General features: G+C 43.8%; 21 protein-coding genes and 1 pseudogene. 13 read left to right on the top strand and 9 right to left on the bottom strand.

The window, feature by feature from the left end; genetic code table 11:
• The first annotated feature begins 23 nt into the window (after positions 1–23).
• Together QUB51_RS12850 and QUB51_RS12845 are read left to right on the top strand one after the other, a co-directional pair.
• A complete protein-coding gene (locus QUB51_RS12850) occupies positions 24–683 on the top strand; it encodes an SIS domain-containing protein (RefSeq protein WP_333261618.1) in 660 nt (219 codons plus the stop codon).
• On the top strand, positions 646–2793 hold the full coding sequence (locus QUB51_RS12845; RefSeq protein ID WP_333261614.1) for a TIGR04372 family glycosyltransferase: 2148 nt from the start codon (positions 646–648) through the stop codon (positions 2791–2793). Before QUB51_RS12850 ends, QUB51_RS12845 begins: the two co-directional genes overlap by 38 nt.
• Before the next feature lie 160 nt (positions 2794–2953).
• Here the strand turns inward: QUB51_RS12845 and QUB51_RS12840 are convergent, their stop codons facing one another.
• On the bottom strand, positions 2954–3862 hold the full coding sequence (locus tag QUB51_RS12840; protein WP_333261611.1) for a tetratricopeptide repeat protein: 909 nt from the start codon (positions 3860–3862) through the stop codon (positions 2954–2956).
• A gap of 582 nt (positions 3863–4444) precedes the next feature.
• Here QUB51_RS12840 and QUB51_RS12835 point away from each other — a divergent pair.
• Positions 4445–5692, top strand: a complete 1248-nt coding sequence (locus tag QUB51_RS12835) for a hypothetical protein (protein ID WP_333261608.1) — start codon at positions 4445–4447, stop codon at positions 5690–5692.
• Between the two features lie 85 nt (positions 5693–5777).
• Here the strand turns inward: QUB51_RS12835 and QUB51_RS12830 are convergent, their stop codons facing one another.
• The gene (locus QUB51_RS12830) at positions 5778–6953 is read right to left on the bottom strand and encodes a homocysteine biosynthesis protein (RefSeq protein WP_333210414.1); all 1176 of its coding nucleotides are present in this window, start codon (positions 6951–6953) and stop codon (positions 5778–5780) included.
• 297 nt (positions 6954–7250) lie between these two features.
• On the opposite strand from QUB51_RS12830, the gene QUB51_RS12825 reads away from it, so the two are divergent.
• Positions 7251–7505, top strand: a complete 255-nt coding sequence (locus QUB51_RS12825; protein ID WP_445243069.1) for a Uma2 family endonuclease — start codon at positions 7251–7253, stop codon at positions 7503–7505.
• Between the two features lie 88 nt (positions 7506–7593).
• Positions 7594–7857 (top strand): annotated as a pseudogene (locus QUB51_RS12820) (Uma2 family endonuclease); the annotation flags it as partial.
• 437 nt (positions 7858–8294) lie between these two features.
• Here the strand turns inward: QUB51_RS12820 and QUB51_RS12815 are convergent.
• The 3 genes from QUB51_RS12815 to QUB51_RS12805 form a co-directional block, all read right to left on the bottom strand.
• Entirely contained in the window at positions 8295–9470 is a 1176-nt protein-coding gene (locus QUB51_RS12815) for an AI-2E family transporter (RefSeq protein WP_333056248.1), read from the bottom strand.
• Between the two features lie 179 nt (positions 9471–9649).
• The gene (locus tag QUB51_RS12810) at positions 9650–10267 is read right to left on the bottom strand and encodes a Uma2 family endonuclease (RefSeq protein WP_333056247.1); all 618 of its coding nucleotides are present in this window, start codon (positions 10265–10267) and stop codon (positions 9650–9652) included.
• Positions 10268–10376: 109 nt separating this feature from the next.
• Positions 10377–10565 carry a hypothetical protein gene (locus QUB51_RS12805; protein WP_332984302.1) on the bottom strand — a complete coding sequence of 63 codons (189 nt, stop codon included), beginning with the start codon at positions 10563–10565 and terminating at the stop codon, positions 10377–10379.
• Between the two features lie 141 nt (positions 10566–10706).
• Between QUB51_RS12805 and QUB51_RS12800 the strand changes: the two genes are divergently transcribed.
• The 6 genes from QUB51_RS12800 (at position 10707) to QUB51_RS12775 (ending at position 17535) form a co-directional block, all read left to right on the top strand.
• Positions 10707–11294 carry a Uma2 family endonuclease gene (locus tag QUB51_RS12800; RefSeq protein ID WP_333210421.1) on the top strand — a complete coding sequence of 196 codons (588 nt, stop codon included), beginning with the start codon at positions 10707–10709 and terminating at the stop codon, positions 11292–11294.
• 409 nt (positions 11295–11703) lie between these two features.
• On the top strand, positions 11704–12309 hold the full coding sequence (locus tag QUB51_RS12795; protein WP_333144582.1) for a Uma2 family endonuclease: 606 nt from the start codon (positions 11704–11706) through the stop codon (positions 12307–12309).
• A gap of 196 nt (positions 12310–12505) precedes the next feature.
• On the top strand, positions 12506–13129 hold the full coding sequence (locus tag QUB51_RS12790) for a Uma2 family endonuclease (RefSeq protein WP_333303886.1): 624 nt from the start codon (positions 12506–12508) through the stop codon (positions 13127–13129).
• Positions 13130–13235: 106 nt separating this feature from the next.
• Entirely contained in the window at positions 13236–14555 is a 1320-nt protein-coding gene (locus QUB51_RS12785; RefSeq protein WP_333261600.1) for a methyltransferase domain-containing protein, read from the top strand.
• A 114-nt stretch (positions 14556–14669) separates the two neighbouring features.
• On the top strand, positions 14670–15188 hold the full coding sequence (locus QUB51_RS12780) for a type IV pilin-like G/H family protein (protein WP_333261597.1): 519 nt from the start codon (positions 14670–14672) through the stop codon (positions 15186–15188).
• 109 nt (positions 15189–15297) lie between these two features.
• A complete protein-coding gene (locus tag QUB51_RS12775; protein WP_333261592.1) occupies positions 15298–17535 on the top strand; it encodes an O-linked N-acetylglucosamine transferase family protein in 2238 nt (745 codons plus the stop codon).
• Between the two features lie 60 nt (positions 17536–17595).
• On the opposite strand, the gene QUB51_RS12770 is transcribed toward QUB51_RS12775, so the two are convergent.
• The 4 genes from QUB51_RS12770 to QUB51_RS12755 all read right to left on the bottom strand — a co-directional run bounded on the left by QUB51_RS12770 (position 17596) and on the right by QUB51_RS12755 (position 25106).
• Complete coding sequence (locus tag QUB51_RS12770; protein ID WP_333261589.1) at positions 17596–18936, bottom strand: hypothetical protein; 1341 nt, start codon at positions 18934–18936, stop codon at positions 17596–17598.
• 274 nt (positions 18937–19210) lie between these two features.
• Entirely contained in the window at positions 19211–20527 is a 1317-nt protein-coding gene (locus QUB51_RS12765; RefSeq protein WP_333261584.1) for a hypothetical protein, read from the bottom strand.
• Positions 20528–20580: 53 nt separating this feature from the next.
• Entirely contained in the window at positions 20581–24624 is a 4044-nt protein-coding gene (locus QUB51_RS12760; RefSeq protein ID WP_333261580.1) for a methyltransferase domain-containing protein, read from the bottom strand.
• 41 nt (positions 24625–24665) lie between these two features.
• Entirely contained in the window at positions 24666–25106 is a 441-nt protein-coding gene (locus QUB51_RS12755; RefSeq protein ID WP_333261577.1) for a tetratricopeptide repeat protein, read from the bottom strand.
• Positions 25107–25460: 354 nt separating this feature from the next.
• On the opposite strand from QUB51_RS12755, the gene QUB51_RS12750 reads away from it, so the two are divergent.
• Both QUB51_RS12750 and QUB51_RS12745 read left to right on the top strand, forming a co-directional pair.
• Complete coding sequence (locus QUB51_RS12750; protein ID WP_333056238.1) at positions 25461–25688, top strand: hypothetical protein; 228 nt, start codon at positions 25461–25463, stop codon at positions 25686–25688.
• Positions 25681–26115 (top strand): hypothetical protein, encoded by a 435-nt coding sequence (locus tag QUB51_RS12745; protein ID WP_333261574.1) that lies wholly within the window; start codon positions 25681–25683, stop codon positions 26113–26115. The genes QUB51_RS12750 and QUB51_RS12745 overlap by 8 nt, the downstream gene beginning before the upstream one ends.
• The last annotated feature ends 61 nt before the right edge of the window (positions 26116–26176 follow it).

Genomic DNA, 26176 nt, shown 5'->3' with positions numbered 1-26176 from the left:
ATAAAACCAAAACTGAAAAATAAATGCAAACTCTTCCCTCAGAGCTTCCCTTTGCCACCGATTACTTCCGCCAACTTGCAAATTTAAGCGAAAACTTTGAAGCGACTGACAAAAAATCTCAGCCTCTTTCCTTTGCCGAAGCAATTATTCGAGCCGCAGCTTTGGTATCTCAACAAAGCCAACAGCAAAAAAAAGTAATTTTTATTGGCAATGGCGGCAGTGCGGCGGTAGCCAGTCACCAGGCAATAGATTACTGGCGAAATGGAGGATTTCCGGCAATGGCTTTCAATGATGGAGCTCTCCTTACCTGCATCAGCAACGATTTCGGCTACGAACAAGTTTTTAGCAAACCCATTGCCACCTTTGCCCAAGCGGGAGATATCGTATTTGCGATTAGCAGTTCTGGACAATCAGGTAACATCTTAGCAGGGGCCCGTCAAGCAGCTCAAATGGGCTGCTATGTCATCACCCTTTCAGCTTTTAAGCCAGATAATCCCCTGCGTCAATTAGGAGACATTAACTTTTTCGTCCCGACAATGGCCTATGGATTTGCAGAAATTACCCATCTGTGCATCTGTCATTGTATTCTAGATGGATTGATGAAAGGCTCATTGCTAGAAACAGAAGTTAATAATCCGCTAATTGATGAGAGCAAGCTATTTTCAGGCAGCCAACCAACTTAAACAGGAAGGGAAATTAGAAGAGGCGATCGCGTCTTACCACCAAGCGATTGAGCTAAACCCCAACTTTTATTTGTCTCACCACAACTTAGGGGAAACATTAGCTAAACTCGATCGCTGGGAGGAAGCAGTTACTTGTTACGATCGCGCTATTCAACTCAACCCTAATTCGGTTTGGTGTTATTACAATTTAGGGGAAGCCTTAGCAAAACTCTGCCGGTGGGATGAAGCGATCGCCTCCTACCGTCACGCCATTCAGCTTTCCCCTGATTTTTATAGATTTTACATTAATTTAGGCGAAGTCCTCTGCAAACAGGGTCGTCGCCCCGAAGCCGCCACCTTCTATTGTCAAGCTGCGGAGTCCTTGGTCAAACAGCAGCGGTGGGATGAAGCCGAAAATTTTTACAGTCAGGCTATTAAGCTCAATCCATCAGTTAACGATGACTACGGCAATTTAGCAGAAACCCTGACCAAACAGCGGCAGCTTGAAGCTGCGATCGCCAAAACCCGCAAAGCCATTAACCAGACTCCAGAAAGTGCTGAACTTCACTGCCGATCGGGGAAACTCTTAACACAGCAAAACAGGCGAATAGAGGCAATTGAAAGCTATAAAAAAGCGATCGCCCTCAATTTTGACTTAGAAGAAGCACATATCAACCTCGTCAACTTACTGATAGAGCAAGCGGAAATAGATGAGGCTAAGCAAAAACAAAACACACTATCTTTAGAGGAAGAGGCACTTTTTAACCTCGGAAATTTACTAATACAGCAAGGGAAATTAGAAGCAGCAATTGAAATTTACAAAAGAGCAATTACCCTTAAACAAAATTGGACAGAAGCTTATCTCAAACTAGCAGAAGCTCATATGAAAATGAGCTGGAAATTTTACGATGTCGGTAAATTACACGAATCTATCAGCTCTACTGAACGTGCGATGGACGTATATAACTCTCAGCTTGAAAAGCATCCCCTCGGCAATTTGGGTATTCGCTTCATAACGCCGGAATATTTCACAAACTGGCCCTGGTTAGGTGCGATCGGACACCTAGCTCTCAATATAGATATTTATATTAAGATGGGTATTCTCGGCTGGCGACCTAAATACCACACAATTCTTTTAGCGCCTCCCGAACAAGTCATCAATCCCTGTTTGCTCAACTACTGGCGGCGCTATCTCCACATTATCACCGACGCTTCTCTGATTAAGCGCTTGCTGCCATTAGCAAAGACTATGCGGTGTTTGGAATATACTCTGTACCATATCAAACAGCCCAGCGGAGAGATGGTAGATCTAGGTTACGCCTTCTCAACAGTTCAAAAACAGTGGCAAACAGAGGGAAACCCGCCACTGCTGACGTTATCGCCATCAGATTATGAGAGAGGATGGAACTGTTTGCAAGACCTCGGAGTGCCTAAAAATGCCTGGTTTGTGTGTCTCCACGTTCGAGAAGATGGCTTCCGACGAGAAGGAACGATCAGTTACCGGAGTGCTGATATTAATACTTACTTATTAGCGATCGAGTCGATTGTAGCTCGCGGCGGCTGGGTCATCCGCATGGGCGACCCTACCATGAAACCGCTACCACCGATGAAACAGGCGATCGACTACGCTCACACTGACGCAAAAAGCGATTGGATGGATGTTTTTCTGTGCACTTCCTGTCGTTTCTTTTTGGGAAGCGCTTCAGGTCTCGCCTGTGTTCCCTTGGTATTTGGCGTTCCCAGCGCTATTACCAACACTTGGCCAGTCTCCGGGCGTCCTCCGTCGAATCATGATTTATTCATCCCCAAACTAGCTTGGTCAGAAGTTGAAAAGCGCTATCTCACTTTTGAAGAAGCACTAGCGCCTCGTTTCTTTTTCAACCTCAATAGCCAACTCCTATACTCATGGGGTATTAAAGTGGTGGATAATACGCCAGAGGAGATTAATGACTTGGTACTGGAAATGCTCGATCGACTAGAAGGAAAATGTCAGTACACAGCAGAGGACGAAGTTTTACAACAGCAGTTCAACTCTCTGCCAACACCTTATGGGCCGAGTGCTTTTAATAGTCGGATTGGACGCTCTTTTTTGCATAATTATCATTTTTCCAAACGGAAACCCTTCGCTTAAAGCAGTCATAATTCGATCCGAAGTCTTGCCTCATTGGTAATTGGTAATTGCTGAGGAGTTTTGAGTTTTAAGATTGGTTCGTGACTCTCACTGCGTAGCCGCATGAGTGAATTTTAAACTTTTTAACTCAAAACTCAAAACTCAAAACTTAAAACTTTCCTTAAGGTTTTGGTAGCGCACCTTCAGGACTAGGAGAAGCAGCCGGTTCGGGAGTCGTCGTAGCCGCAGGAGAAGGCGAAGGAGTGCCACTAGCTAACTGATTAATTTGGTCTTTATAGTTAGGAGGAGCTAACTCAGTAGCTCGATCGAACAGCGTTTTTGCCTCATCTGTTTTGCCCTGTTCCTTCAGCACGATCGCCTTTCCTAAAGTCGGGCGAAAATCTTTGGGATTAGCCTTAGCAGATTCGTCATAAATTGCGATCGCCTCCTCGTAGCGCTTCTGCACAGCATAAACCTGTCCCAAAATCAACTGCACTGAAGTTACATCCACACTTTCCGGTTTCGCCAGATTTGCAGCCGGAGCAGCTTTCAACGTATCTTGCAGCAGTCCGATCGCAGCTTCCGGCCGCTGCTGCACCAGCAGCAAATTCACCAACCCCTGCAAAGCCTTAATTTCCCCAGGCCTAGACGCTAAAATTGACCTGTAAGCCTGAGCAGCCCCTTCGCGATCGCCCGTGCGTTCCTTAGCCTGAGCCAGCAAAATCCCGTATTCAGTAGTCTCTGGATTCAGCGAAGCCAACTTTTCCAAAGGAGCGATCGCATCCTTAATGTCGCCGACTCCTTGCCCGATCAACTCCAGTCGCACCTGCAACAATCCCCGCAAAGCCGTTACGTTGTCAGGTTCCCGCTGCAAAACCAATTCGTATCCCCTAGCCTGAGCTTGCAGCAACTCTGATTGCTTCTCCCCAGACTGCGCCGTTTGAGTAGGTGTTGGAGTTGACGTACTTTGGGCTTGGCTGGCCTTGAGAATACTGTCCAAAATGGGAACGAGAGAAAATCCCAAAAAAGCGATGAGCGACAGCACCACCACCACAGTAATCAACCCACGACGCTTATTTGCTTTTTCCATAATTCAACTATCCCAGCTTAAAATCTACTATTTTCTAAGAATTAACGCATCGCCCAGGGGCATCTGCCATTTAACTAGATCCATGCAACCATAAAAGTTCTTAACTTCAAAGTCCGAACGGACAAAGCAGCCTTTTACTTGCAGCTAATATGGTAACAGACCCACAACTCCATGCTAGCTAAACAATTTTGGACACTGGGACCTGCAGCCCCAAGGACTGCGGTGTCTGTCCAATTTAGTCTGGTCAAGCTAAAAATTACCGAAAATATGGCGGATCAGGCCGTTAGGTAATTGGATTAAGTAAAATAGGCAAGCTGAATATCCTAAATGCTATTAGCCAGCAACTCCAGCTCAGCGCGATCGGCGATCGATCGGTCAGCAACTGCCAAAGTCCTTGCTCGCAAGGATTGTAGCAGCCAGCGAACCGATCGGCACACGTAGCGTTGAAAGTTGGCGTTGACGGGTCACAACCAGACCTCCGGGCGCAAGCCCGCCTGTCAGGTGCTAGTAGTTTTTAAAGCAGTTTCTTCAGTTTATTCCTAATTTCCCTTAAGGGATGTGTCTCCGCTGCAAGGAGTTTTTATGAACCCCTCTCCCAACCGGTCTTCCAAATCGTCCAAATCTACTTCAACTCGCAAGGCTCAGCCGAGCGAACTGGCCGTCAATCCGCCTAAAGATACAGATTCCATTCCTGAGACACCAGACGAAAGTTCGGTGCCTTCGGCGTTGGCTGCGCCTGTTGACCAAAATCAACCGGCAACGCCAGCAGACGCCCCAGCGTCCAAGGATAGGCTGCAACGACCACGCTACAGTTCTGCCCCCGACAAGGACAAAACAAAGCCACAAGACCAGCCCAGCAATGCTCCTGCCCCCCCGGCGTCTGCAGCGTCTTCGACACCTGTCAGCGATACTCCAGCCCCAGCAGTCGCACCGCCGGCAAACGCCGAGCCGGCCGCTAACGAAAGTCAGGCCGCTGAGGACATACCCTCCGTCATGCGCCAACATCCCATTCCCCCCCCCAGCGAACCCAGACAGTACCGAGCTGTTGGTTTGGTGCGGGGCCGCTACACGCCATCAGAAGAGCAATTCACCCGGGGTATGCTGATAGCTGCCGACGGAACTGCCATCGACGCAGTTTTGCTGGGTAGAGTTATGAGTTTAGTCAAAAATCACCTGGAGCTGGAACAAGAACACCTGTGGGTGGTCTATCCCCGCACCAGGCAAGAAGACGGCAAATTGCACGCCCAGATTATGGGGGTTTGGGAGCCGGAAACGCTCAAGAAATCTCCCGAACCGTCCTCTGATGAGGAAGAAAATCAGGAAGCAGCGGAGATTGAGGCTAGCGGCGAAGCATCGACCGCATCTTTGCCTTCCTCGGAACCTGATGTTGAAGATGGCTATTTTTCGATTAGAGGTGAGGTGATTTATCAATCCCAAGACGAAGAAAAGTATGTCATCGTCAAAATCAAGCAAGCTCCCCGCAAGAATGACGACAAGATGAAGTTTTTTAAGTTGAAACTCAAGGGAGATTTAGCAACAAAAGCGATCGGGTTTTTTTGGGATTTCCACGTCAAATTGAAAGCTGAGAGTCTGATGATTGAGCAGGCTAATAATATTGGTGCCCTGCCGATTAAAAAGCGGAAATTCCCCCCCGGCAGCAAGCCGCCCGGTGGCTTCAAAGGAGGAGGGAAGCGTCCGTTTACTCCTAAGCCGAAGGGTGACGGTGCTCCTGTAGGGCGTCCTACCATCAAGTCCGCAGCAGCACCACCGCCTGTCCCCAAGGAACCTCTTCCTAAGCCGGTTAAGAAGCCTAAGCCGATCGAGGAATGAACCAATTTTAGATTTTAGATTTTAGATTTTAGATTAGTCTGTCCAAGACTAATTTACAACCGCTAAATCGCCAATCTAAAATCCTTTATTCGAGCCGGACTTGTGCACCCCACAAATCTTGCGGGAGAAATACTCTGTCAGTGGGTAGGGGAGCAACTGGGGCCGTGAGGGTAAATTGACCCGCTTCAATTTGCTGCTTCAATTCCAATGCTACTTGCCGGGAGAGAAACATACTCGCAAGGGGGGCGGCCCGCACTGGTTTGCCCTCGATGAGGATGCGGCCAGTCTTTAATTGAGCATAGCTAACTAAACCGAAGGTGGGACGAACGCGCCGGGGGATAGAGAAATCTACCACCGGCGCTACTATTTTTTTGTCTGATACTGCACAGTGGGCGACGACTGTTTCGTTTAAGACTGGAAACGGAATGCCGACTCCCAGCATCAGGGATGGGCCGTAGTTTTTGAAGTAGCAGCCGCGCACCCATTTGGAGTTCATCTGTTTGGCGTCGCCGATGAGTGCGAGGGTGGCAGCGGGGCCGATGGGGGTGCGGTTGGGCTGGCGTTTTTGCAGCGGGAAGTGCTGGGTTCCTTCCCAGGTGATGTAGCCCTGAGCGCCTCCTAGGAAGATGCGGGTGCCGATGCCGATGATTTCGAGGTCGGGGTCGTTGAGCAGGGGAGACATGGCTCCAAGGTTCGAGTAGACGGCGTTGCCGAGGTTTGGTTGCAGGGGGCCGAGGTAGGTGAACAGCGGGCGATCGCCTCCATTGACGCCAACAATAAAGTTTTGATATGCGTTGCGGGGATTGAATAAATAAAACTGGTTGATTGTATCGCGGGTAATCGTGGTTTCAAAGGAGGCGCGGGGGTAGCAGTCTGTTACTTGCCCCAAAGCCCGCAACTGCACGGGTTTGCCGGCTATTAAGTCTTCGATGACGTGTCCGCCTCCCCGTTCGCCGGATTCTTCGCCGTCTTCGGCTACTTGGGTGGCTCCCAGGTAGAGGTCTACTGCGCCGAAGCCGGAGTAGGCTAAAACGCCGTCTAGCCAGCACTGGCGGATTTTTATCGGCGGGTCAGTATGGCCGAGGTTGATGATTGCACCGGAGGATTCCATCGGCTCGAAGGTGCCGGTGGTAATCACATCGACTTCTTTGGCTGCTTGGGTAATGCTGGTTTCTTGAACTCTTGTTTTGAGTTCTTCGATTGTCCAGACTGTGGCTTTGCCCTGGCTGATTTTATCGTTGATTTCGTCGATCGATCTCATATATTTTAGATTTTAGATTTTGGATTTTAGATTTTGAATTGATTGATTTTGGAGTAATTTGGATTTGGGATTGATGGAATGTCGATCGAGCTGGTTGTTTGAGATAAAATCAATATATTATAACTGAGATGTTGCACCATTCTCAACAAGCCTTTTATGAACAGGCTTTTCGGCCTGTTCCACAATAAAATTCACTTTTCGTGGAACAGGCATCTTGCCTGTTCTTGATAATGATGCAAGATGTAAATTATAACGGATACAATAACAATATCATAAATCAAATAAAGGGCGATCGCCATGACTCAAGCGATATTAAAACCAGTCACCTTCGATGAATTTATTGACTGGTATCCTGAAAATTCTGAAAACCGTTACGAACTGCACAATGGAGCTATTGTTGAGATGCCTAAAGCAACCGGAGAACATTCAGAAGTAGCGGGCTTCCTTGTCGCTGAACTCAACTTTGAAATCCGACGACTAGGACTTCCTTACTTCGTTCCCAAAGAATGCGTTGTCGCCACCAATTATGATACAAGTTTCACAAAAAAATAATGTCACTGCAGGCAAGCTCCAAACCCATATCCAGTAACTCATGGCTAATCTAAAATCTAAAATCTAAAATCTAAAATGGTATGAGCTATCTGGTTACGAACCGGATGCGATCGTTTTGGACAGGCAAGGGATGGACAGCGAACCGAGATGGAAAAAGGAATCTATCATTACGATGGGTAGTTCTGTCCGGCTAATTGTCGAAGTTGTCAGTACCAATTGGCGGGATGATTATGGCTACAAATTGGTGGATTACGAAGCTTTGGGCATTTCTGAATACTGGATTGCGGACTATTTGGGACTTGGCGGGCGACGCTATATTGGCAATCCTAAACAACCTACTTTTTCTGTTTAGGAATGAGAATTAAATAACTTCCACAAAATTGTGGGACGGGCGGGACGCCCATCCCACAATAACAATTAAAATTGTAAGTTATTTAATTCGCGATCCTTACCAGTTGGTTGACGGTGACTATCAAGTCAATCGATTTGAGATTTGAGATTTGAGATTTGAGATTAAAGAATTGACTTGCGCGAGATAAATGCTCTTTCTTGAGGATTTTCGATTTGAGATGCTTTCGATTGATTCCACGGATAAATGGGGGGGCTTGTACCCTCAATAAATTCTTGGTCAATCGATTTTAGATTTTAGATTTTAGATTTTAGATTAAAGAATTGACTTGCGCGAGATAAATGCGGGGGGCAAGTTTCATCGGATACAGGTTTTTTATTTCTGGACGAATGAACCCGGGGGCTTGTATCCTGGATGCTTTCGGTCATTATGAATTTTAACTATTGATTTTCAGGAGCCTCATTGTCAGAATGATCGGGGATGTTGGGTTTCTGTTCTGGTAAATATTTTTCTGGCAGGGTTTCGCTGACTCCTATAGATTCATGTTTTTCATTGATAGCAGAATCGATTGCTGCTAAGGTTTTAGGACTGGCACTCCATTGGTTGAGAATATCTTTAATTAGGGCTTCCCTAATCCAAACTTGAGCTACAACGGTGAGGGGGAGGGCTAGTAATAAGCCTAAAAATCCAAAGAAGGTGGCGAAGAATACTTGAGCTATTAATGTTACTGCTGGCAGCAGTGATACTTGCTGTGCCATGACGTAGGGGGTGAGGACGTTACTTTCAAACTGTTGAATTAGAAAGTAAAGGATGAAGACAAAACCGGATTGCAAGGGAGAATCTAAAAGTGCGATCGTCATTGGGGGGATGACGCTCAGAGTGGGGCCTATATTGGGAATTAGGTTAAGAAATCCTGCTACTACAGCGTGAGCTAGCGGTAGGGGAACTTGCAAGACTGACAGACCAATTAAGCTCAAAAAAGCAATCACACTCATGCTAATGAGAGCGCCGATGACCCATCGACCGAGAGCTATTTCGCATTCATCTAAGATGCCATCGACTCGTCGCCGATAAAAAGAGGGAAATAGTTGGATGAATGCTTTGCGGTAAGATAGAGGTTCTGCTAATGTCATCAATGTCAAAACTATGACGAGCAAAAAGCTGAGGATAACGCCTAATGTGTTGCCTACAAAGGCTCCTGCACCGCCGACGAGTTGGTTGAATAAAGGTTGCAGTTGTTGCATGATGTCGTTAACATCAAGATTTGGCAGTCGCTGACCAAATTGCCCTGAAAAGCGACCCTCAAGTTGATCTATCCACTGATTTAATCTTTCTATTCCTTGAGGGGCTCTTTGGGTAAGTTGTTGAAACTGTTGGGTAAAGGGCGGTACAATTATCAGGAATAAGCCTACGAATACGAGGATTAGGAAGCTAACTGATAAGAGTACGGCGATCGATCTTTTGAGTCCGAATTTTTGTAAGTAGCGTGCTAGTCTGTTTAAGGCTGTGGCTAAGACTACGGCGGCAAACAGCAGCAGTAGGGCCTGCCTGATTTGCCACAGGATGTAACAAGATGCGATGAGGGCTAATAAGCCCATCCACTGTCCTAGCTTCATTAGATTTTAGATGTTAGATTTTAGATTTTAGATTGAGGAATAGGGTATGGGGAATTACTGCTTGCTAATTGCTCTGCAGCCCAGAAGCGATAAATCGCCTCTATACAAGATACAGCAGATGGGCGCGATCGCATCTTTAATCAGATACCCCTACTCGGACATCAGTACAAGCAGCCTCCTCAATTCCCTTTTGCGAACACCTGCTGCGCTGTCAGCTTCAATTCTGGGAAAGTTGGGGACTCAATACCCTCGCCGCCTCTGAACAGTTTGACTTGGTATTCCCCGTTAATTAGTTGGTAAACCGAAAAAGTGGGTTGTTTGGGGTTGCCAATAAACCGTCTGCCGCCCAATCCTAGATAGTCTATAATCCAATATTCTTGAATACCCATTGACTCATATGCCTCAAGCTTTAGGGCATAATCATCACCCCAATTAGTGCTAGTTACCTCGACGATTAGGGGGACTGATGAACCCATTGTGATAATTGATGATTTTTCCCATCGTGGCTCGTTTCCAATGGTTTGTTCGTTAAGTACAATTATATCTGGCTCATATCCAGATTCCTCGCGCATGGGTTTGATGACGCATTCTTTGGGGATGAAGTAGGGTAGGTTTAAGCGTTCTATTTCGAGAAATAACCAGCCGCTGGTAAAACCGGCCACTTTAGAATGTTTGCCTGTTGCTTTTGGCATTTCAACAATTTCTCCATTGTGTAGTTCGTAGCGGTGTTCGGAATTCTCAGGATACCAGTCAATGAATTCATCGAATGTTACTAATTCAGGTATAATTTGAATCATGGTGAGTGCCTCAACTTTGGTTTTGATAAGCTGTACGGGGAATTAAGATTTTGGCTAAAACATAGTCTTTAGACCTAGTGTAGATCGATCGCACTTTTTGATTCCGTCTCTACTGCTGCTGTTGGCGCGATCGCCAGCCGAGGATGGCGGCTAGGATGATACTGGGGGTAAACACGGCGATTAGGGCGTTGAGGTCGGTAGAGGGTATGGATAAGCTAGGGCCTGCGTACTTGATGGCTAGGGAAAGGGCGGCGGAAAGGGTGAATACTTTGAGGATGGGGCTGATGTTGGTGTTCATGGAGGTGGTAGTTGGTTGTATAATTAAGGATTGAGACTATTATCGCAAGTATTGTGTTGCGGCTGCGATCGCGCCTTAGAGTTTTTAACAGGAAAGAGGCGATGAATGTTGTTTTAAACCCAGAACTTGATTGAGGTTCGCATGATGACACAGACACTTTTACAGCCACAAGACCAACGGTTCATTCACTCCGGGATTAGCTGGCAACAGTTCAAGCTAATTGAACAGGGGTTTTCTGACTCCCCTGGCATCAGGTTGTTTTATTACAAAGGAGAGGTAGAAATCTTGGCAGTTTCCCCAGAACATGAATTTTTTAGTCGGACAATTTGTACGCTGCTGGCTATCTACTGCGCCGAAAATGAAATTGAGTTTTCACCGACGGGAAGTTTTACCCAAGAAAAGGAAGGGGTAGTGTCTGCACAAGCTGATGAATCTTACTTTATTGGCCGACGCATAACCCCAAATTCTCCCCCAGATTTATGTATCGAAGTTATATTCACTAGCGGTAATGTCAAAAAATTGCAGCGCTATCGAGTATTGGGAGTTTCTGAAGTCTGGTTCTGGGAGGATGGTGTATTGGCTATGTATCGCTTGGGTTCTGAGGATTATGAAAAAATTTATTTAAGTGTTGTTTTGCCAGATTTAGATATTAACTTATTGTGTCGCTGCTTGCTGATGGCTTCGAGTGTGGAAGCGATGAGGGAGTTTAGGAGAGGCATTTCTGGTTAGGGCGATCGCACCTATTTTTTTTATGCTTAACTTGATTTGAGTAGGTTGGGGTGATCGCCAGCCGAGGATAGCAGCTAGGATGATACTGGGGGTAAAGACGGCGATTAGGGCGTTGAGGTCGGTAGAGGGTATGGATAAGCTAGGCCCTGCATATTTGATGGCCAGGGAAAGGGCGGCGGAAAGGGTGAATACTTTGAGGATGGGGCTGATGTTGGTGTTCATGGAGCTGGTAGTGGGTTGTATAATTAGGCATTGAGATTATTATCGCAAGTTTGTGCTAAGCCCGGAAGTAATAGAAGATTAGGAGAGGGGCCCGATTGAGAGCAAAGTACCAAACCTTTGTTTTTTTGCCAGGGCGCCGATTTTAACTAAACTTACAATTAAATTACATCCCGTTAAAACACGATCTATGACCTACACCACAGCCAAATTACTTAGCTTTGAGGAGTTTATCGCCCAATATGGGGATAATACACGCTATGAACTAATTGACGGAGAACTCAGAGACAGGTCACCTACTGGCCCTCACGAAGCTGTTGCCGGGAGTATTGCGGGTAAAATTTATGTCGAAATCTTTCGGGATAACTTCAACTGGTTGGTGCCTAAAAATTGTCTAATCAAACCACTCTATGCTGAAGCTACAGCGCTGCGTCCTGACGTAGTTGTTTTAGATAAATCAGAACTCGGTCAAGAACCCCTTTGGCAAAAAGAACCAGTTATTTGTAACGGTAGTACAATGAAGCTTGTTGCTGAAGTGGTCAGCACTAATTGGCAAGATGATTATGCCAGAAAAGTGGAAGAATACGCTTTCTTGAATATCCCAGAATATTGGATTGTGGACTTTCGGGGCTTAGGTGGTTGGCAATTTATCGGCAACCCAAAGCAACCGACTTTCACAGTCTGCCAGTTAGTTAATGGTGCATACCAGCAGCAACAATATCGCTTGGGAGATACTATTTCTTCTTACCTGTTTCCCAATTTACAACTGAGACTCGACGACATTATGCCGACTTGAAAGTCTGGTAAGCTGTCGCCGCGAACTTAAATTGTATATTCGGGCGTTGCTCAAAGCCACCCAACAAGAGTTGGATTGTTTTTTGACATATAATAATTTAAATGCAGAACAGCTTATCGAGGGATCGCACCTTGGGCAAAAAAGGCAATCTAAACTTATCACAGAAATAACGTTAACAGTATTTAATGCTTTATGAATGTTGCTTGAAACCCAGAACTTGATTGAGGTTCGCATGATGACACAGACACTCTTACAGCCAGTAGACCAACGGTTCATTCAGTCCGGGATTAGCTGGGAACAGTTCAAGCTAATTGAACAGGGGTTTTCTGACTCCCCAGGGACGAGGTTGTTTTATTACAAAGGAGAGGTAGAAATATTGGCAGTTTCCCCAGAACACGAATTTTTTAGTCGGACAATTTGTACGCTGCTGTCTATCTACTGCGCCGAAAATGAAATTGAGTTTTCACCTACGGGAAGTTTTACCCAAGAAAAGGAAGGGGTAGTGTCTGCACAAGCTGATGAATCTTACTTTATTGGCCGACGCATAACCCCAAATTCTCCCCCTGATTTATGTATCGAAGTAGTGTTCACTAGCGGTACTGTCAAAAAATTGCAGCGCTATCGAGTATTGGGAGTTGCTGAAGTCTGGTTCTGGGAGGATGGTGTATTGGCTATGTATCGCTTGGGTTCTGAGGGTTATGAAAAAATTTCTTCAAGTGTGGTTTTGCCAGATTTAGATATTAATTTACTGTGTCGCTGCTTGCTGATGGCTTCGAGTGTGGAAGCGATGAGGGAGTTTAGGAGGGGAATTTCTGGTTAGGGCGGGGGTTTCAGACTATTATGGCAAGTATGTGTTGCGGCCCGGCGGGCGATCGGCTATTTTCTGAGATACTAAGGTAATTTGCCAGCGTTGAGTGTAATTGAACATGGATCACCAAAATTTAGAGTTAATAGAAAACATTCGCCAGCAATTTAACAATACTCCTTATCCCAGAATTCCGCTGGAACAATCTCCAAAAGACAACAGTGAATTGCTCTATCTTCATAATCTTGTAACTGCTTACTACTTCAGAAATAGAAAAGTTATTAATACAGAAGGTAAAGTTATCCTCGATGCGGGATGCGGCACCGGTTATAAATCCTTGGTTTTAGCTATAGCCAATCCTGGAGCAAAAATAGTAGGCATAGATTTATCCGAAGAATCTGTGAAACTAGCTGAGCAACGTTTACAGTATCATGGGGTTGCTAATGCAGAGTTTTATGCTTTGAAGATAGAAGATTTGCCAAGTTTAGGGTTACAATTTGACTATATCAATGCTGACGAAGTTCTGTATCTCTTGCCCGACGCTGTTGCTGGATTGCAAGCAATGAAATCGGTTCTGTCTCCAGAGGGAATTATCCGCACAAACCTTCACAGTTCAAATGGTAGAGCCGGAGTATTTCGCGCTCAAGCTGCTTTCAAAGCAATGGGATTAATGAATGGATGTCCAGGAGAATTGGAGGTGGAAATAGTCCGGGAAACAATGGAAGCATTACAAGATAAAGTAGGGCTTAAGGCATTAACCTGGAATTCCGATCGCGTGAAGGATGAGGGATGGATTATGGTTAACTATTTATTCGTGGGTGATAAAGGTTTTACTATTCCTGAAGTGTTTGCAATGTTGAGAGGTGCTGATTTAGAGTTTATCAGTATGGTGGATTGGCGTCGGTGGGAGTTGATGGATTTGTTCAAAGATCCAGATGATTTACCTCCGTTTTGGGCGATGAGTCTCCCAGAAACTTCTATGGAAGAGCGACTGTATTTATTTGACTTGTTACATCCCGTGCACCGTTTGTTTGATTTCTGGTGCGGCAATCCCGCGAGAACTCAGGCTTTTGTGCCCGTTGCGGAATGGACCCAGGCTCAATGGCGCGAAGCACGGGTACACCTGCACCCTCAACTGAGGACTTCTCAGGTGAGAGAAGACTTGAGTAATTGCATTGACAGCCAGACGCCGTTTGAAATTAGCCCTTATATTATTGTGCCAACTCTAGCGCCGGTGGCGATCGAGAGTACAATGGCGGCTTGTTTGCTACCTCTTTGGCATGGGCCGCAGTCTGTGGTGTCCCTAGTAGAACAGTGGCTCCAAATCGCCTCGCAGATCGGTGTTAACCTAGAGTCTGTTAGTGATGAGACTGCCTTTGAGGAAGTCAAGGAACTGTTGATTAGGCTGGAAGTCTTTCTGTATGTGCTTTTGGAGCCTTAGAGCCAGGATTTGAAAAAAAAAATGGTCAGGGGTGATATTAAAGCGCCGATAACTGGGTAAGTTACATATAAGAGTTAGAAATCGAGCATCCCACCCCTCAAGGAGAAACAAATTATGAAGACTGAATTTAAAGCCAAGTTCCTGCAACACATCAACAAAAGAAGACAGGATCAAGGTTTCACCCTGATTGAACTGCTGGTTGTTATCATCATCATCGGTATTCTTTCGGCTATTGCTTTGCCTTCCTTCCTGAGCCAAGCAAACAAAGCGAAGCAGTCAGAAGCTAAACAGTATGTCAGTTCAATTAACAAGGGTCAGCAAGCATACTTCGCAGAAAATACCAAATTTGCAGACCAGATTACGAATTTGGGTATTGGGCTGAAAACTCAAACCAGCAACTATACATACGCCCTAGGAGTGCCAGCAGGCGGAGCTACCTCTGGTGCAACCCCGGCTACTGGCAGTCCTCTGAAATCTTATGCTGGGGCTGTGGGATTAGTTACAGCCGGAGAAGCAAAAACCACGCAGAGCATACTTTGTGAGGGGGCTGCCGGAGCAGCTCCGACGGGCATGGTTGGACCTGATGGTTCTGCGGCGCCTACCTGCGGCACCATGACAGAAGTTACTAAGTAAGTGTTAAAATCAACAAGCTAGGCTTGTTGAGAAACAAGAAAAAGCGGGTGGTGTCGCGTGTGCTGCCCGCTTTATTGCGTCCAATCAAATTCTTGTATGAATTTGCCCTATGATTTCTAATGATTTATTAGCTCTTGCTCCTGATTGGCAGCAGCAAGCACACCAATGTTTACTTCAAGGAAATTACATTAAGGCGGCATTGCTTTATGAACAAGCGATTGTAGCAGAACCCAGTGTTAAGTCTCACTACTGGCACTTGGGATTGATGTTGCTGTTGCAAGAACAAGAAGCGGAAGCTCAGACCACTTGGCTGTTGGGAATGGCCGAGGGAGAGCCAGAAGAAATAGATTTCTGGACAGAAGAATTGATAGAGGTTCTGCACGCCGAAGCCGATCGGCGCAGGTGGGAAGTGGGCGATTATGCAGTAGCTTGGGCAATTCGGCAGCACATACGGGAAATCAATCCTAACGATGTTAATAACCTCCTGCATTTGATTGGACTGTCCACTTTGCAAAGAGCCTACACAGGAGAGCAACTAAAAGATTTAGGCGTGTTAGAGCTTCTGAAGTCTGAATCGAATGTCGCAGTAGATTCTGAACTATTACTACAAGTATTGAGCAATGTTTTAACTCAGGCTCCTTTCGACCCCTTATCCTATGAATTAACAGAAGCCTGTCTATTTTATGTCAAAGAATCCAGAGATTTGATGGAGGTTTTGATTCCGTTTATTTATAAAATAGCTTACTCGGCTAAGCACTATCAACTGGCAATACGCTTCACGGAGCTAGGGTTGCGTTTAGAGCCTCTCCATCCCGAATTACTGCGATCCTTGTCTGCTTTTTATCAAGACAATAGTGAATTTAGTAAGGGAATAGAGTCTGCTAAACTTTGTTATTCAGTCATGGAAACTTTGGCTGATAAAATTTATGCAAATATGTTGATCATGCGGTCATTGATGAGTGCAGGGGGGTATTGGGAAGAATTTTGTTCAGCATTAGAGTTGCAGAAGTCATTGTTAGCATCGTTGCTTGAAGAACAACCGCATTCCTTGGACTCAAGTGCCACAATTCGCTTATTTGCGGCGTTATTTTTCTTTCCATATTTTCAGGATAAAGCCCAGGAAAATGCACAAATTCGCATTCAATTAGCTCAATTGTGTCAATTAAATATTGAAAATTATGCCAAAGAAAAGGTAGAAGAATGTCGCCAATGGCGGGGGCGGATTTTGAAAGCAGATGCTCCTACTAAACGTTTGAAGATTGGATATATTTCCCATTGTTTCCGCAGTCATTCTGTGGGTTGGTTAGCACGGTGGGTTTTTCAGTACCATGACCGGGAACATTTTGAAATCAACGCTTATATGATTGGCGCAGAAATGAGCCAGGGCCAGTTACATGAATGGTACATTAGCAAAGCTGACAAAGCTTATAAATTAGGATTAGACGGTCAAGAAGCGGCTCAGAAAATTTATGAGGATGAGATTGACATTTTGGTCGATCTCGATAGCATTACACTTACTACTTCCTGCGAAACGATGGCGATTAAGCCAGCACCAGTACAAGTAGGTTGGCTAGGTTGGGATGCGTCGAGTGTGCCAACTATTGATTACTATCTTGCCGATCCTTATGTTTTACCTGAGTCTGCTCAGGAATACTACACGGAAAAAATTTGGCGCTTACCTCAAACTTACATAGCAGTAGATGGTTTTGAGGTGGGGGTACCAACTCTCCGGCGAGATGAATTAGGTATCTCTGAGGATGCAGTTATATATCTCAGCACTCAGAGAGGGTATAAATATAACCCGAATACTGCACGGCTGCAAATGCAAATTATCAAATCTGTACCGAATAGCTACTTTTTAATTAAAGGCTTGGCGGATCAAGAATCACTGAAAAACTTCTTTATCCAAGTTGCAGAATCTGAGGGGGTGTCGGGCGATCGCCTGCAATTTTTACCCTTAGCTCCTTCTGAGCAAATTCACCGCGCTAATTTAGGGATTGCTGACGTGGTACTCGATACTTACCCCTACAACGGAGCCACAACCACTATGGAAACGCTGTGGATTGGCGTTCCTTTAGTGACGCGAGTGGGGGAGCAGTTTGCTGCGCGCAACAGCTACACGATGATGATGAATGCTGGTATTTCCGAAGGGATTGCTTGGACGGATGAAGAGTATGTAGAATGGGGAATTCGCTTAGGAAAAGATGCGGCTCTGCGACAGCAAATATCTTGGAAACTGCGGCAGTCACGACAAACCGCTCCGCTGTGGAATGGCAAGCAATTTACGCGAGAGATGGAGAAAGCATACGAGCAGATGTGGCAGATATATCTGGACAAAAGTCATTGAGGGTGCTGCTCCGAGTGAGTAGTTTGTGCAGCGAGTTGCTGGACAAATTCCCTCGATTCATCAGTAACTCTCCTTCATAAAACGGTCTAGTTCTAATGAGGGAATGTTTTCCGCTGTTGCGTGATCCATTGCCTTTATATTCTCATTCTCCAATACAATTCGACCGTGAAGTCGAGGGATCAAAGCTGACCACTGAATTTCGCTCAACTGTCCAATCAGTGAAATTTCGGGACCGTCGGAAACATCTAAATCTTCTTCCATTAAAAGATTCATCGCCACGCCTGATAAAGCGAGATTAGCATCTTCGTCAGCAATATTGCTGTTGTCTACTAAGAGAGTCATCTTACTTTTATCTCGATGAGTTGCGATCGCCCTTACCACTCGTTCCAATTCTAAACCAAGAGACTCTTCTGGCTGCGACCAATCTGGAAAAACAATTAGGTTAATTTCTCTCAATTTCATCGACAGCGACAAGGCTACTGACCCGCCTTCATTTTCCTGGCATTTCTCCATTTGCGGAGTGTAGGAGCCGAGCATTTCCAGAAAACGCAAAGCTGTAGGAACAGGAGCGTAATTTTCAATAGCCCACTGCCGACCTTCTATAGAGATTTTCTCTAAAATTCCTGGGTCATCAGCAATCCGATCGACAGTATCTTGCATATTGTCTAGATCGATTCCTATATAGTGTCGCCAGTTTTCGGGCATTACTGGCAGTTTAACTCCATACTTATCAAAATCTACGTGAAAGGTTACGCACCCAGCCGCCAATGACTCCCAAAAACGCCAACTGTCCCACCATTCTACGATTGGTTCTCCTGTGAAATAGCTGGAGGTAACAACACCCCCAAAGCACGCACAAGCCACAGATTCCTTCAAACGCTGGTAGTAACTCGGATAGTGGCGTTGACCTGTTTGCTTCCACTGCAAGTAATGGTAACTGTCTGAGGGAGATTTCTCAAAATCCTCAGTGATATCATCCGGCGGTATAATATGTTGAATCAATGGCAAGAATTGTTCGCAAACAATCTGCCTTATGGGATTGTCTAATATCATCACTCCACTGTCAACCCATAAATAACCCTGGCGAACTTTCATCACAGTGTTAGTATACCTCAATCGCCGATGGTCGTTGCGGAAGTTGACAAGTAAGCGTCTTTTTTTGTTCTGAAATTTTTCAATTTCGCTAGTCTCTCGAAGGATGCGGTTAGAAAGCCCAAAAACCCACGTTAAACAGTTTGAAGGCTCTATAGATTTGCTGTTGCAGTGAGTTCTAAATCTAAAATCGAAGTTCTCTAACTCGGTATTCCAGATGGTAAAACCATCCATGTCATCTAGATAGACCGTGACATATTTGCGTTCGGATTGAAATAATTCTTCAGGAAAAGATATCGAGTTTATCATCCATCTGAAGTCCAAAATCACAATTGAGCAATCGCGATGACTCACACTTGGGTCATAACAGAAAAGATATTCTTCTGTGCCGGGCGCAATCTTCCAATGATTGATGTTTGAATAAAAGGGTATTCCCAGCTCTTTAAAGCCTTCCGCTAAACATATGCTTAAAGGTGAATAGACTCCTTCACAGCAATAGAAAAATATAGGTCTGTCCAAAGTTGGTTTGAGAGGGAGTGGGGATTTTGACATATCACTGTTCATAGTAATCATAGTTATACAATTATTGCGTAGCCTTTATCTCTAAACAGTCCAGTAGATAAGATGGGATTTCCTCATATCCTGCGGCTGCGATCGCCTGTATATTCTCATTCTCCAATACAATTCGACCGTAAATTCGAGCCTTCAAAGCTGACCACTGGATTTCGCTCAATTGTCCAATGAGTAAAATTTCTGGTCCATCCGAAACATCTAAATCTTGTGTCATCAACAGATTGAGCGCCACGCTGGATAAAGCAAGATTAGCCTCTTCGTCAGAAATATTGCTGCTGTCTACCAGCAGAGTGATCTTATTCTTGTCTGGATGAATTGCGATCGCCTTTACAACACTTTCTAATTCTAAACTTAAAGACTCTTCCGGTGCTGACCAATCTGGGAAAATAATCACATTTATCTCGCTTAAACTAAAATTTATAGTCGTATTATTTTCCTGTAAGTTGCTATTTTCCGTGGAACCTTTTTCAGTATTTATCTGCTGCAAAGAACCCGTTATAGCGTCAGAATGGTGACTATTAACTCCCCATTCCCTGCTTTGCCTAAAAATACTTTCTCCGTTAAAGTAATCTTTAATATATTTTTTAGTTCGCCACCCCTGAAAGTGAATCATATTAAACTTAATTGCTCGATTCAATTCAAGATGTTTACAAAAAGGCTGATCTTCAACAAAATAAATGTTCTTCCTTCCCTCTCGCATTTCAAACCCTTCAGATAGATTAATATTGTGATCGTTTTTTGAATTATTAGTAATGTTTGAGGTTTCACATATACTAAAAGTTTCTCGGTTAGCAAAGAAATTAAAAGCCGACATATCAGAGACATTAGGAAACTTTTCTTGGATGGGTTGATATATCAAAGGGTCTTTGTACATTTCCAATAGGAAACTACAAAAACTTTCTAAAACATTTAGATTGTTAATAAAAGTAAAATGGGGACTTTGCATCTGAGACAAATTGAGGTCACAATTGGCAAAATTTTTCTGTTCTTCTGTGACGTTAGCGTATAACAAAACGTCTGAATCTATGTGTAGACATTGGTGTATATTTCTAGATTGCATTAATTTTTTAAGAACAAACCATCTTTGAAAGCAAAATAGTTCCCATTTTATACCGTTTATACTACGATGTTGATAATAACTGTTAAATTCTTCAAACTCATTAGCATAATCCCAAAAGTTTTCATAATCAAAAAAACTATAATGTTTATCTATACAGTCTCCCAACCAAATAACAGGTGATTCTGGATTAGTTTTTTTAGCTTGAGCCAAACAATACAAAATATAATCACTGTTTCCTACATGCAGTACAATAATAGGTAAACCCATCACTTTGCTTCCTTATTATTTTGATATTTTTATTGAGTTTAGTAGCAAAATGACTAAAACTCAAAACTATTTATTTCGTGGAGGGGAACGATCGGAGTTTTTGCCGATCTATTTTCCATGTATTTGTTGAAAGCAAGAATAGACTCTGTATTCTCATTTTCTAAGCTAATCTTAGCACTAATGTAACGAATAAAAGCTCTCCACTGAATTTCGCTCAAACTTCCAATCAGTGAAATTTCGGGACCGTCAGAAACATCTAAGTCTTCTTCCATTAAAAGATTCATCGCCACGCTTGATAAAGCCAGATTAGCATCTTCGTCAGAAATATTGCTCGTGTCTACTAAGAGAGTCATCTTACTTTTGTCTGGATGAGTTGCGATCGCCGTTACCACTCGTTCCAACTCTAAACCAAGAGACTCTTCTGGCTGCGACCAATCTGGAAAAACAATTAGATTAATCTCTTTCAAGTTTAAACGCACTAGAGTTTCGTCAATCAGCGCTGAACTAACCGTTTTCGCCATTTTTGACCAAGAGAAGTTTTTAGCTTGTTCCAACCCAGCCGCAATTAATGAGTTGCGAACCTTCGGTTTTTGAATATCGCAAAGTGCATCTGTTAACCCCTCAACATCCTCATCATTCACATATAAAGCTGCTTCTCCGGCCACTTCAGGAATCGAGGCATTAGGACAAGTGATAACGGGACAACCGCAGGAAATAGCTTCTAGCACAGGTAAACCAAATCCTTCATACTTGGATGGATAAACCAATGCAACAGCACCAGAATAAGCTAATCTCAACTCCTCGTCATTTAGCTGAAGCTTATGAACTACAGTACCTAAAGTGTAATTTCTCAATTCTCCTTCTAATACAACTCCACTCCCCGTACATACTATTTCAAAGCCTTGTTTGCTGGCAAGTTGAGCAAAAGCTTTGAAGAACAAGATACTATTTTTATAATCTGCAGCCCCACCTACTGAAATAAAGTAGGGTTTTGAGATCCCATACTTATTTTTAAAATCATTAATATCTTCTTGACTAGCCGGTGAAAAAAGACTTTGAACTCCACAATGAGCTACAGTTACAGGCTTAGAGGCAATTTCTGGAAAAAACTTTGCTAAGTCACTGGCTGTGTTTTCTGAAATAGCAATATAAGCAGAAGCATGGCGGATAGCATGATGTTTCTCCTTCCACATTGATTCATTCAAATTTGCTCCCAGCACTTCGGGAATCATGTCATAGGCCATGAATACAGAGGGAGTGGATAAAGGTGTTGTGTAGTAAGTGGATATAAATAAGTCTCCACCATTTTCATCACATACTTGCTGTAACATTTCCCGGTCAGCATCAGTTTTACTGTAGTCATAAGCAGGCACGGTGCAATACCTAATTCCCGCAATTTTTGGCGAGGTTCCCACCCGATCCAATACTATTATATGCTTGGCCCAACCATTTTCCGCCCATTCTTCTAGCAGCGACCTCCAAACGCGGGCAATTCCTGTTCTGTACATTTGAAAGAATACACCGTCAACCAGTATTGTTAACCCGCTTTGCGAGTCGCCGTCCTCTTCTATTTCCGCAGGCTGTATCTTTGCTTCTTGTTGAAGATGAGTAATTTTGCTAACAGCTTTTAAGAAGTCATTCTGTAAAAGCGAGGCTTTATTAACCGCTGCTAATCCTCCTTTTGCCAATTGTTGAAATACATCGTCAGGTAATTCTTTTTCTGTTAGTAAATGCAAAGATGAACCATTAGAGTAGAAATTGAGATTAAACTTGGCAGCAAGGATTGAAAGAGATTTAGCTGTGTAGAGAGAAACGTGCTGACCTTCGTGAAGCACATAGTACCACCACTCATCAGGTTTAGGATGGCTTTCTGGCAGCAATTCTGTACTAAATAAAATATTTCTGGAATTTTTTAACAATTTTTCCAGCTCATATATGGGGTGAACCAGATGCTCAAATACTTCAAATGCCGTCACTAATTCAAATTGGTTATTTGCGGCTGCGTCAATCTCAAATCCTTGAGCAAATATATTTTGACAAAACTTGTCTAGCCAGTAAAAGTCAAATCCCGCGTCTCTCATCAGCCTGACAAATAGACCATAGCCACCGCCGTAGTCCAGAAATCTTGCTTGATGATTAAAGAAGTTAAATAATAAATTTTGGGTTATTTGTGAAAATGACAAATTTCTGAATGCTAAGCCTACATCACTGCTTGCTATTGGCTGAGAATAAGCTTCGTCTAGCCAGTATGGTTCTTCGGTTTGAACAAATCCGCAGTTTGAACATTGAAAATAATCAACATCATATTTACCCATAACTTTACCCTGGGCAAAATGATGTGAATCTGATTCGCAAACTTTGCATTTCATCGGTATAGCGTTGAGTAACTTCGGAATTTTAGGCAGTAAATCTTGATAATTCCATTCTTGTAAACTTAGCTGCGTGATGTCGGGTATATAGTAATGAGGCATCCCATCTCTAGGATTATCCTTCATATATTTTTGAACTTTTTCTTGTCTTTGAGATTCACTGTTAACTAACAAATCTAAGTGATATATACCTAGTTCCAGAGAAGTTATTATAACTCGCTGTTTTAGCCCATGAATCACCCAATGAATTTGTCCAGTGTAAAAAATATCTTTGTTATATCTATAAAGGCGACATTGCCAATCGGGAAAATGAGGATCGCTATTAACGTAATATTTTTTACTGAATGGACTAATCCACTTTCTGGTAATCAAAAAGTGATCGGTATCTAACTGAGTACCATTAGCTTTTACATAACGTAAAAACTCCAGAGTTTTCCGGTCAATAAATTCATCTGCATCGATAATAAAAACCCAATCAGTCTTAACTTCTTTTAAAGACACGTTCCGCTGGTCAGAAAAATTGCCTGTCCAAGCTGAGTTTATAACTTTGGCTCCATAACGCAAGGCAATTTCGCAGGTGGAGTCGGTACTGCCACCGTCAACAACTATTAGCTCGTCATAAACACCATCAAGAGATTCGAGGGCAATCTCCAAAGTTTTCTCAGCGTTTTGAACAATCATGCAAACCGAAAGACTTTGCATGGGCGCCCCTGAAAACTCACTGCTGACTTGAACAGGCTTGTGATTATAAACCTGATTTTTGGTTTGAGGGAGAGAAGGATTATGGTCATTTTTAAATTGAGTTTTGCGTTGTTCACTGAGGCTTGTTATTGATTTTTCGGAAATATTTTCTTTTTTCTTATTTTCGGGTTTCTCCAGCACTGCAAGAAGACCGTTGTTAGCAAATTGAGTTCGGCCCGGATAAAGCTTTTCTAAAGTTTGTTGAGTATTGTTTTCGATTGTGATTAAACCAATAGGTTCTAGCCGCTTTACTAGGAATGAACTTTGGTTGATAAATTCCACATAATCTTCAGTAAAAAACCGATTAATGTGGGGAGAGTTGTACACATAATGTGTGATAGCATCTGCTGTTTCCTTATCTGTATGCTGATACAAGTAACGGCATAGTTCTGGGGGTCTCATCAGTAAATGTCCCCACGGTGGAATCGGAGAATTCTGAAAGTTGAAAGTTTTTCCCTGGTTAGGTTCAGTTATGGGGGGTAAGTGATGGCCGTCATGAGCTGACCAAATTGGTGTAAATATAGAAAATAGCTGACCTCCGGGCTTCAGAGCCAAAAACATTTTTTCTAAAGCTAAAGGAAATTTATGGATGTGTTCAAAAGCAGCGATTGAGAAAATTAAATCGTATTTTTGGTAGTACGGGGGAGGTAATTCTTCGATGTAGCCCGCAAAAAAGTTATAATTACTCAGCTCTCTCTCGGTAAAACTAAAAGCAGAATAGTCTACTTTGCCAAGCTTAGAGCCTTCAGCAGCACTGGCAACTCTATCTAGGTAAACTTCAAAATCTGGGGCTTCTAGGGCAGACCACGATTTAACATTTAGATAATCTAGTACAAACTCTTTAGGTAAGCTTCCTCCTACTTCGAGAACATCCTTACCTTCAAATCCAATAATTTGTTGACACGAGTAAGCAAAGGGAACGTGATAGCTGAGGTTGAACTTTGCTTGACACTCTGAGATATTAGATTCAGTTAATTTTTGGGTCATCTATTAACATCCGTTGGTACCTTAAATTTTAACTATTAGCTTTATTTTTTCCCTTCCATTTGCTGTCGCGCTTGCCCCAACAGCGCCTTATAATCCGATCGTCCGGGATTTAGCTTCACCAACTTCTCCAAAGGCTCGATCGCCCCCACCTTATTATTCATCTGCAACCGCACATTTGCCAACCCCTCCAGAGCCGTCTGATTCTGCGGTTCGCGCTGCAACACCGTCTCATATCCCCGTTCCTGCGCCGCCAGCAAAGATTCCTGAGAAACTACTACCGGAGCAGATTTTTGCTGGTGCTGACTGCTCAAACCGCTGCCGAACAGACTCACCATACCAAAAATTGCCGAACCACCAAAGCCAACCATTGATACTAACGCAAAAATCTGCTTAATTCGATCGCTCCGATGAACCCGACTATCACTAGATTTTTTCTGTGTACTTTCCATTGCTAACTCTTGGCGTCGCTGTTTTTCAGGCACTCAAGAAGCGCCTATATCTAGATTGCCCAAGTTCGATCGCAAAACGATCGCCCTTCGCCATTTAAAATTTTCGCTGAAACCTAGAAACCATATTAAATGATATTTGTCAAGCAAATTCAATCAATTGTCGGGTTCAGTCCAGGACGCACGGGTGGTCAGAAACCGGGTTTTTTTACGAGAATACTTCACTGCGATCTGCAGATTCGGTAAAAAACCCGGTTTCTAGGCGTCGGAGTGCGTAAGCCCTGAATTATCCTATAATTTTACAAAGACGCGCCCGGACGCAGTACCGCAAATACTTCGTCCAGACGACTTCTCCAATGTTGTCAACCCAACACAGGGAGCAATACAATTATGCCAAATAATCCAAACTGGTTGCGTTACGATCCAGACGAAGACAAATCTCGACACGCAGCAGCCGACGAAGCTTGTTGCTATGAGATGCAAAGAAAATATGGTTGGAAACTACTTGACATAGAGGAAATTGATACAAACGGTCTAGAAGTTGATTGTGTTTTTCGAGGCCAAACAGAATTTCCCAAATCATTCTACGACACAGAAAGAGAGGACGACGATGCATAAATACATTATTTTCCGAGCCGAACCGAGAACTCCTGGGTGGAAAGATAGAAAACTACAGCACACTCAATCATTGACTCGCATTTTGGCAGAACACTTTGACTCTTCTGATGGTCCAATTCCTGAAGTTGGCTATCGCCCCCCAGAATTTGTTCGTGTGGAAGCAGAACACGATCCAACTCGGCACGGTTACAGCACTCATTACCGCACAGGTGATTGGGAAGTTGCGCGGGTTGAGACTTATACTCCCGATATTCCGATCGGTGAATTTGATATGGTAGTAATCTGCTATTGCCAATATTCCCCTATTGATGCTCCCCTCAAACCCATGCCAGAACGTCAAGTTTCTGTCGATTCCTTTAGAGGTGATAAGGAAGCTTATCAACGTTGGTTAGAGTCTCAAAAAGGCAAAGAATACACTGAAGTTTAGGAGTTCCAGCTCTTATAGGGACACGGCCCAGGGTAACTACGGAGAGCGATCGGGGTGTACT

The sequence above is a fragment of the Microcoleus sp. AT8-A3 genome (assembly GCF_036705675.1).
Lineage (GTDB): Bacteria > Cyanobacteriota > Cyanobacteriia > Cyanobacteriales > Microcoleaceae > Microcoleus.
The sequence above is the reverse complement of the archived record's forward strand: the minus strand, read 5'-3'. Positions and strand labels throughout refer to the sequence as shown.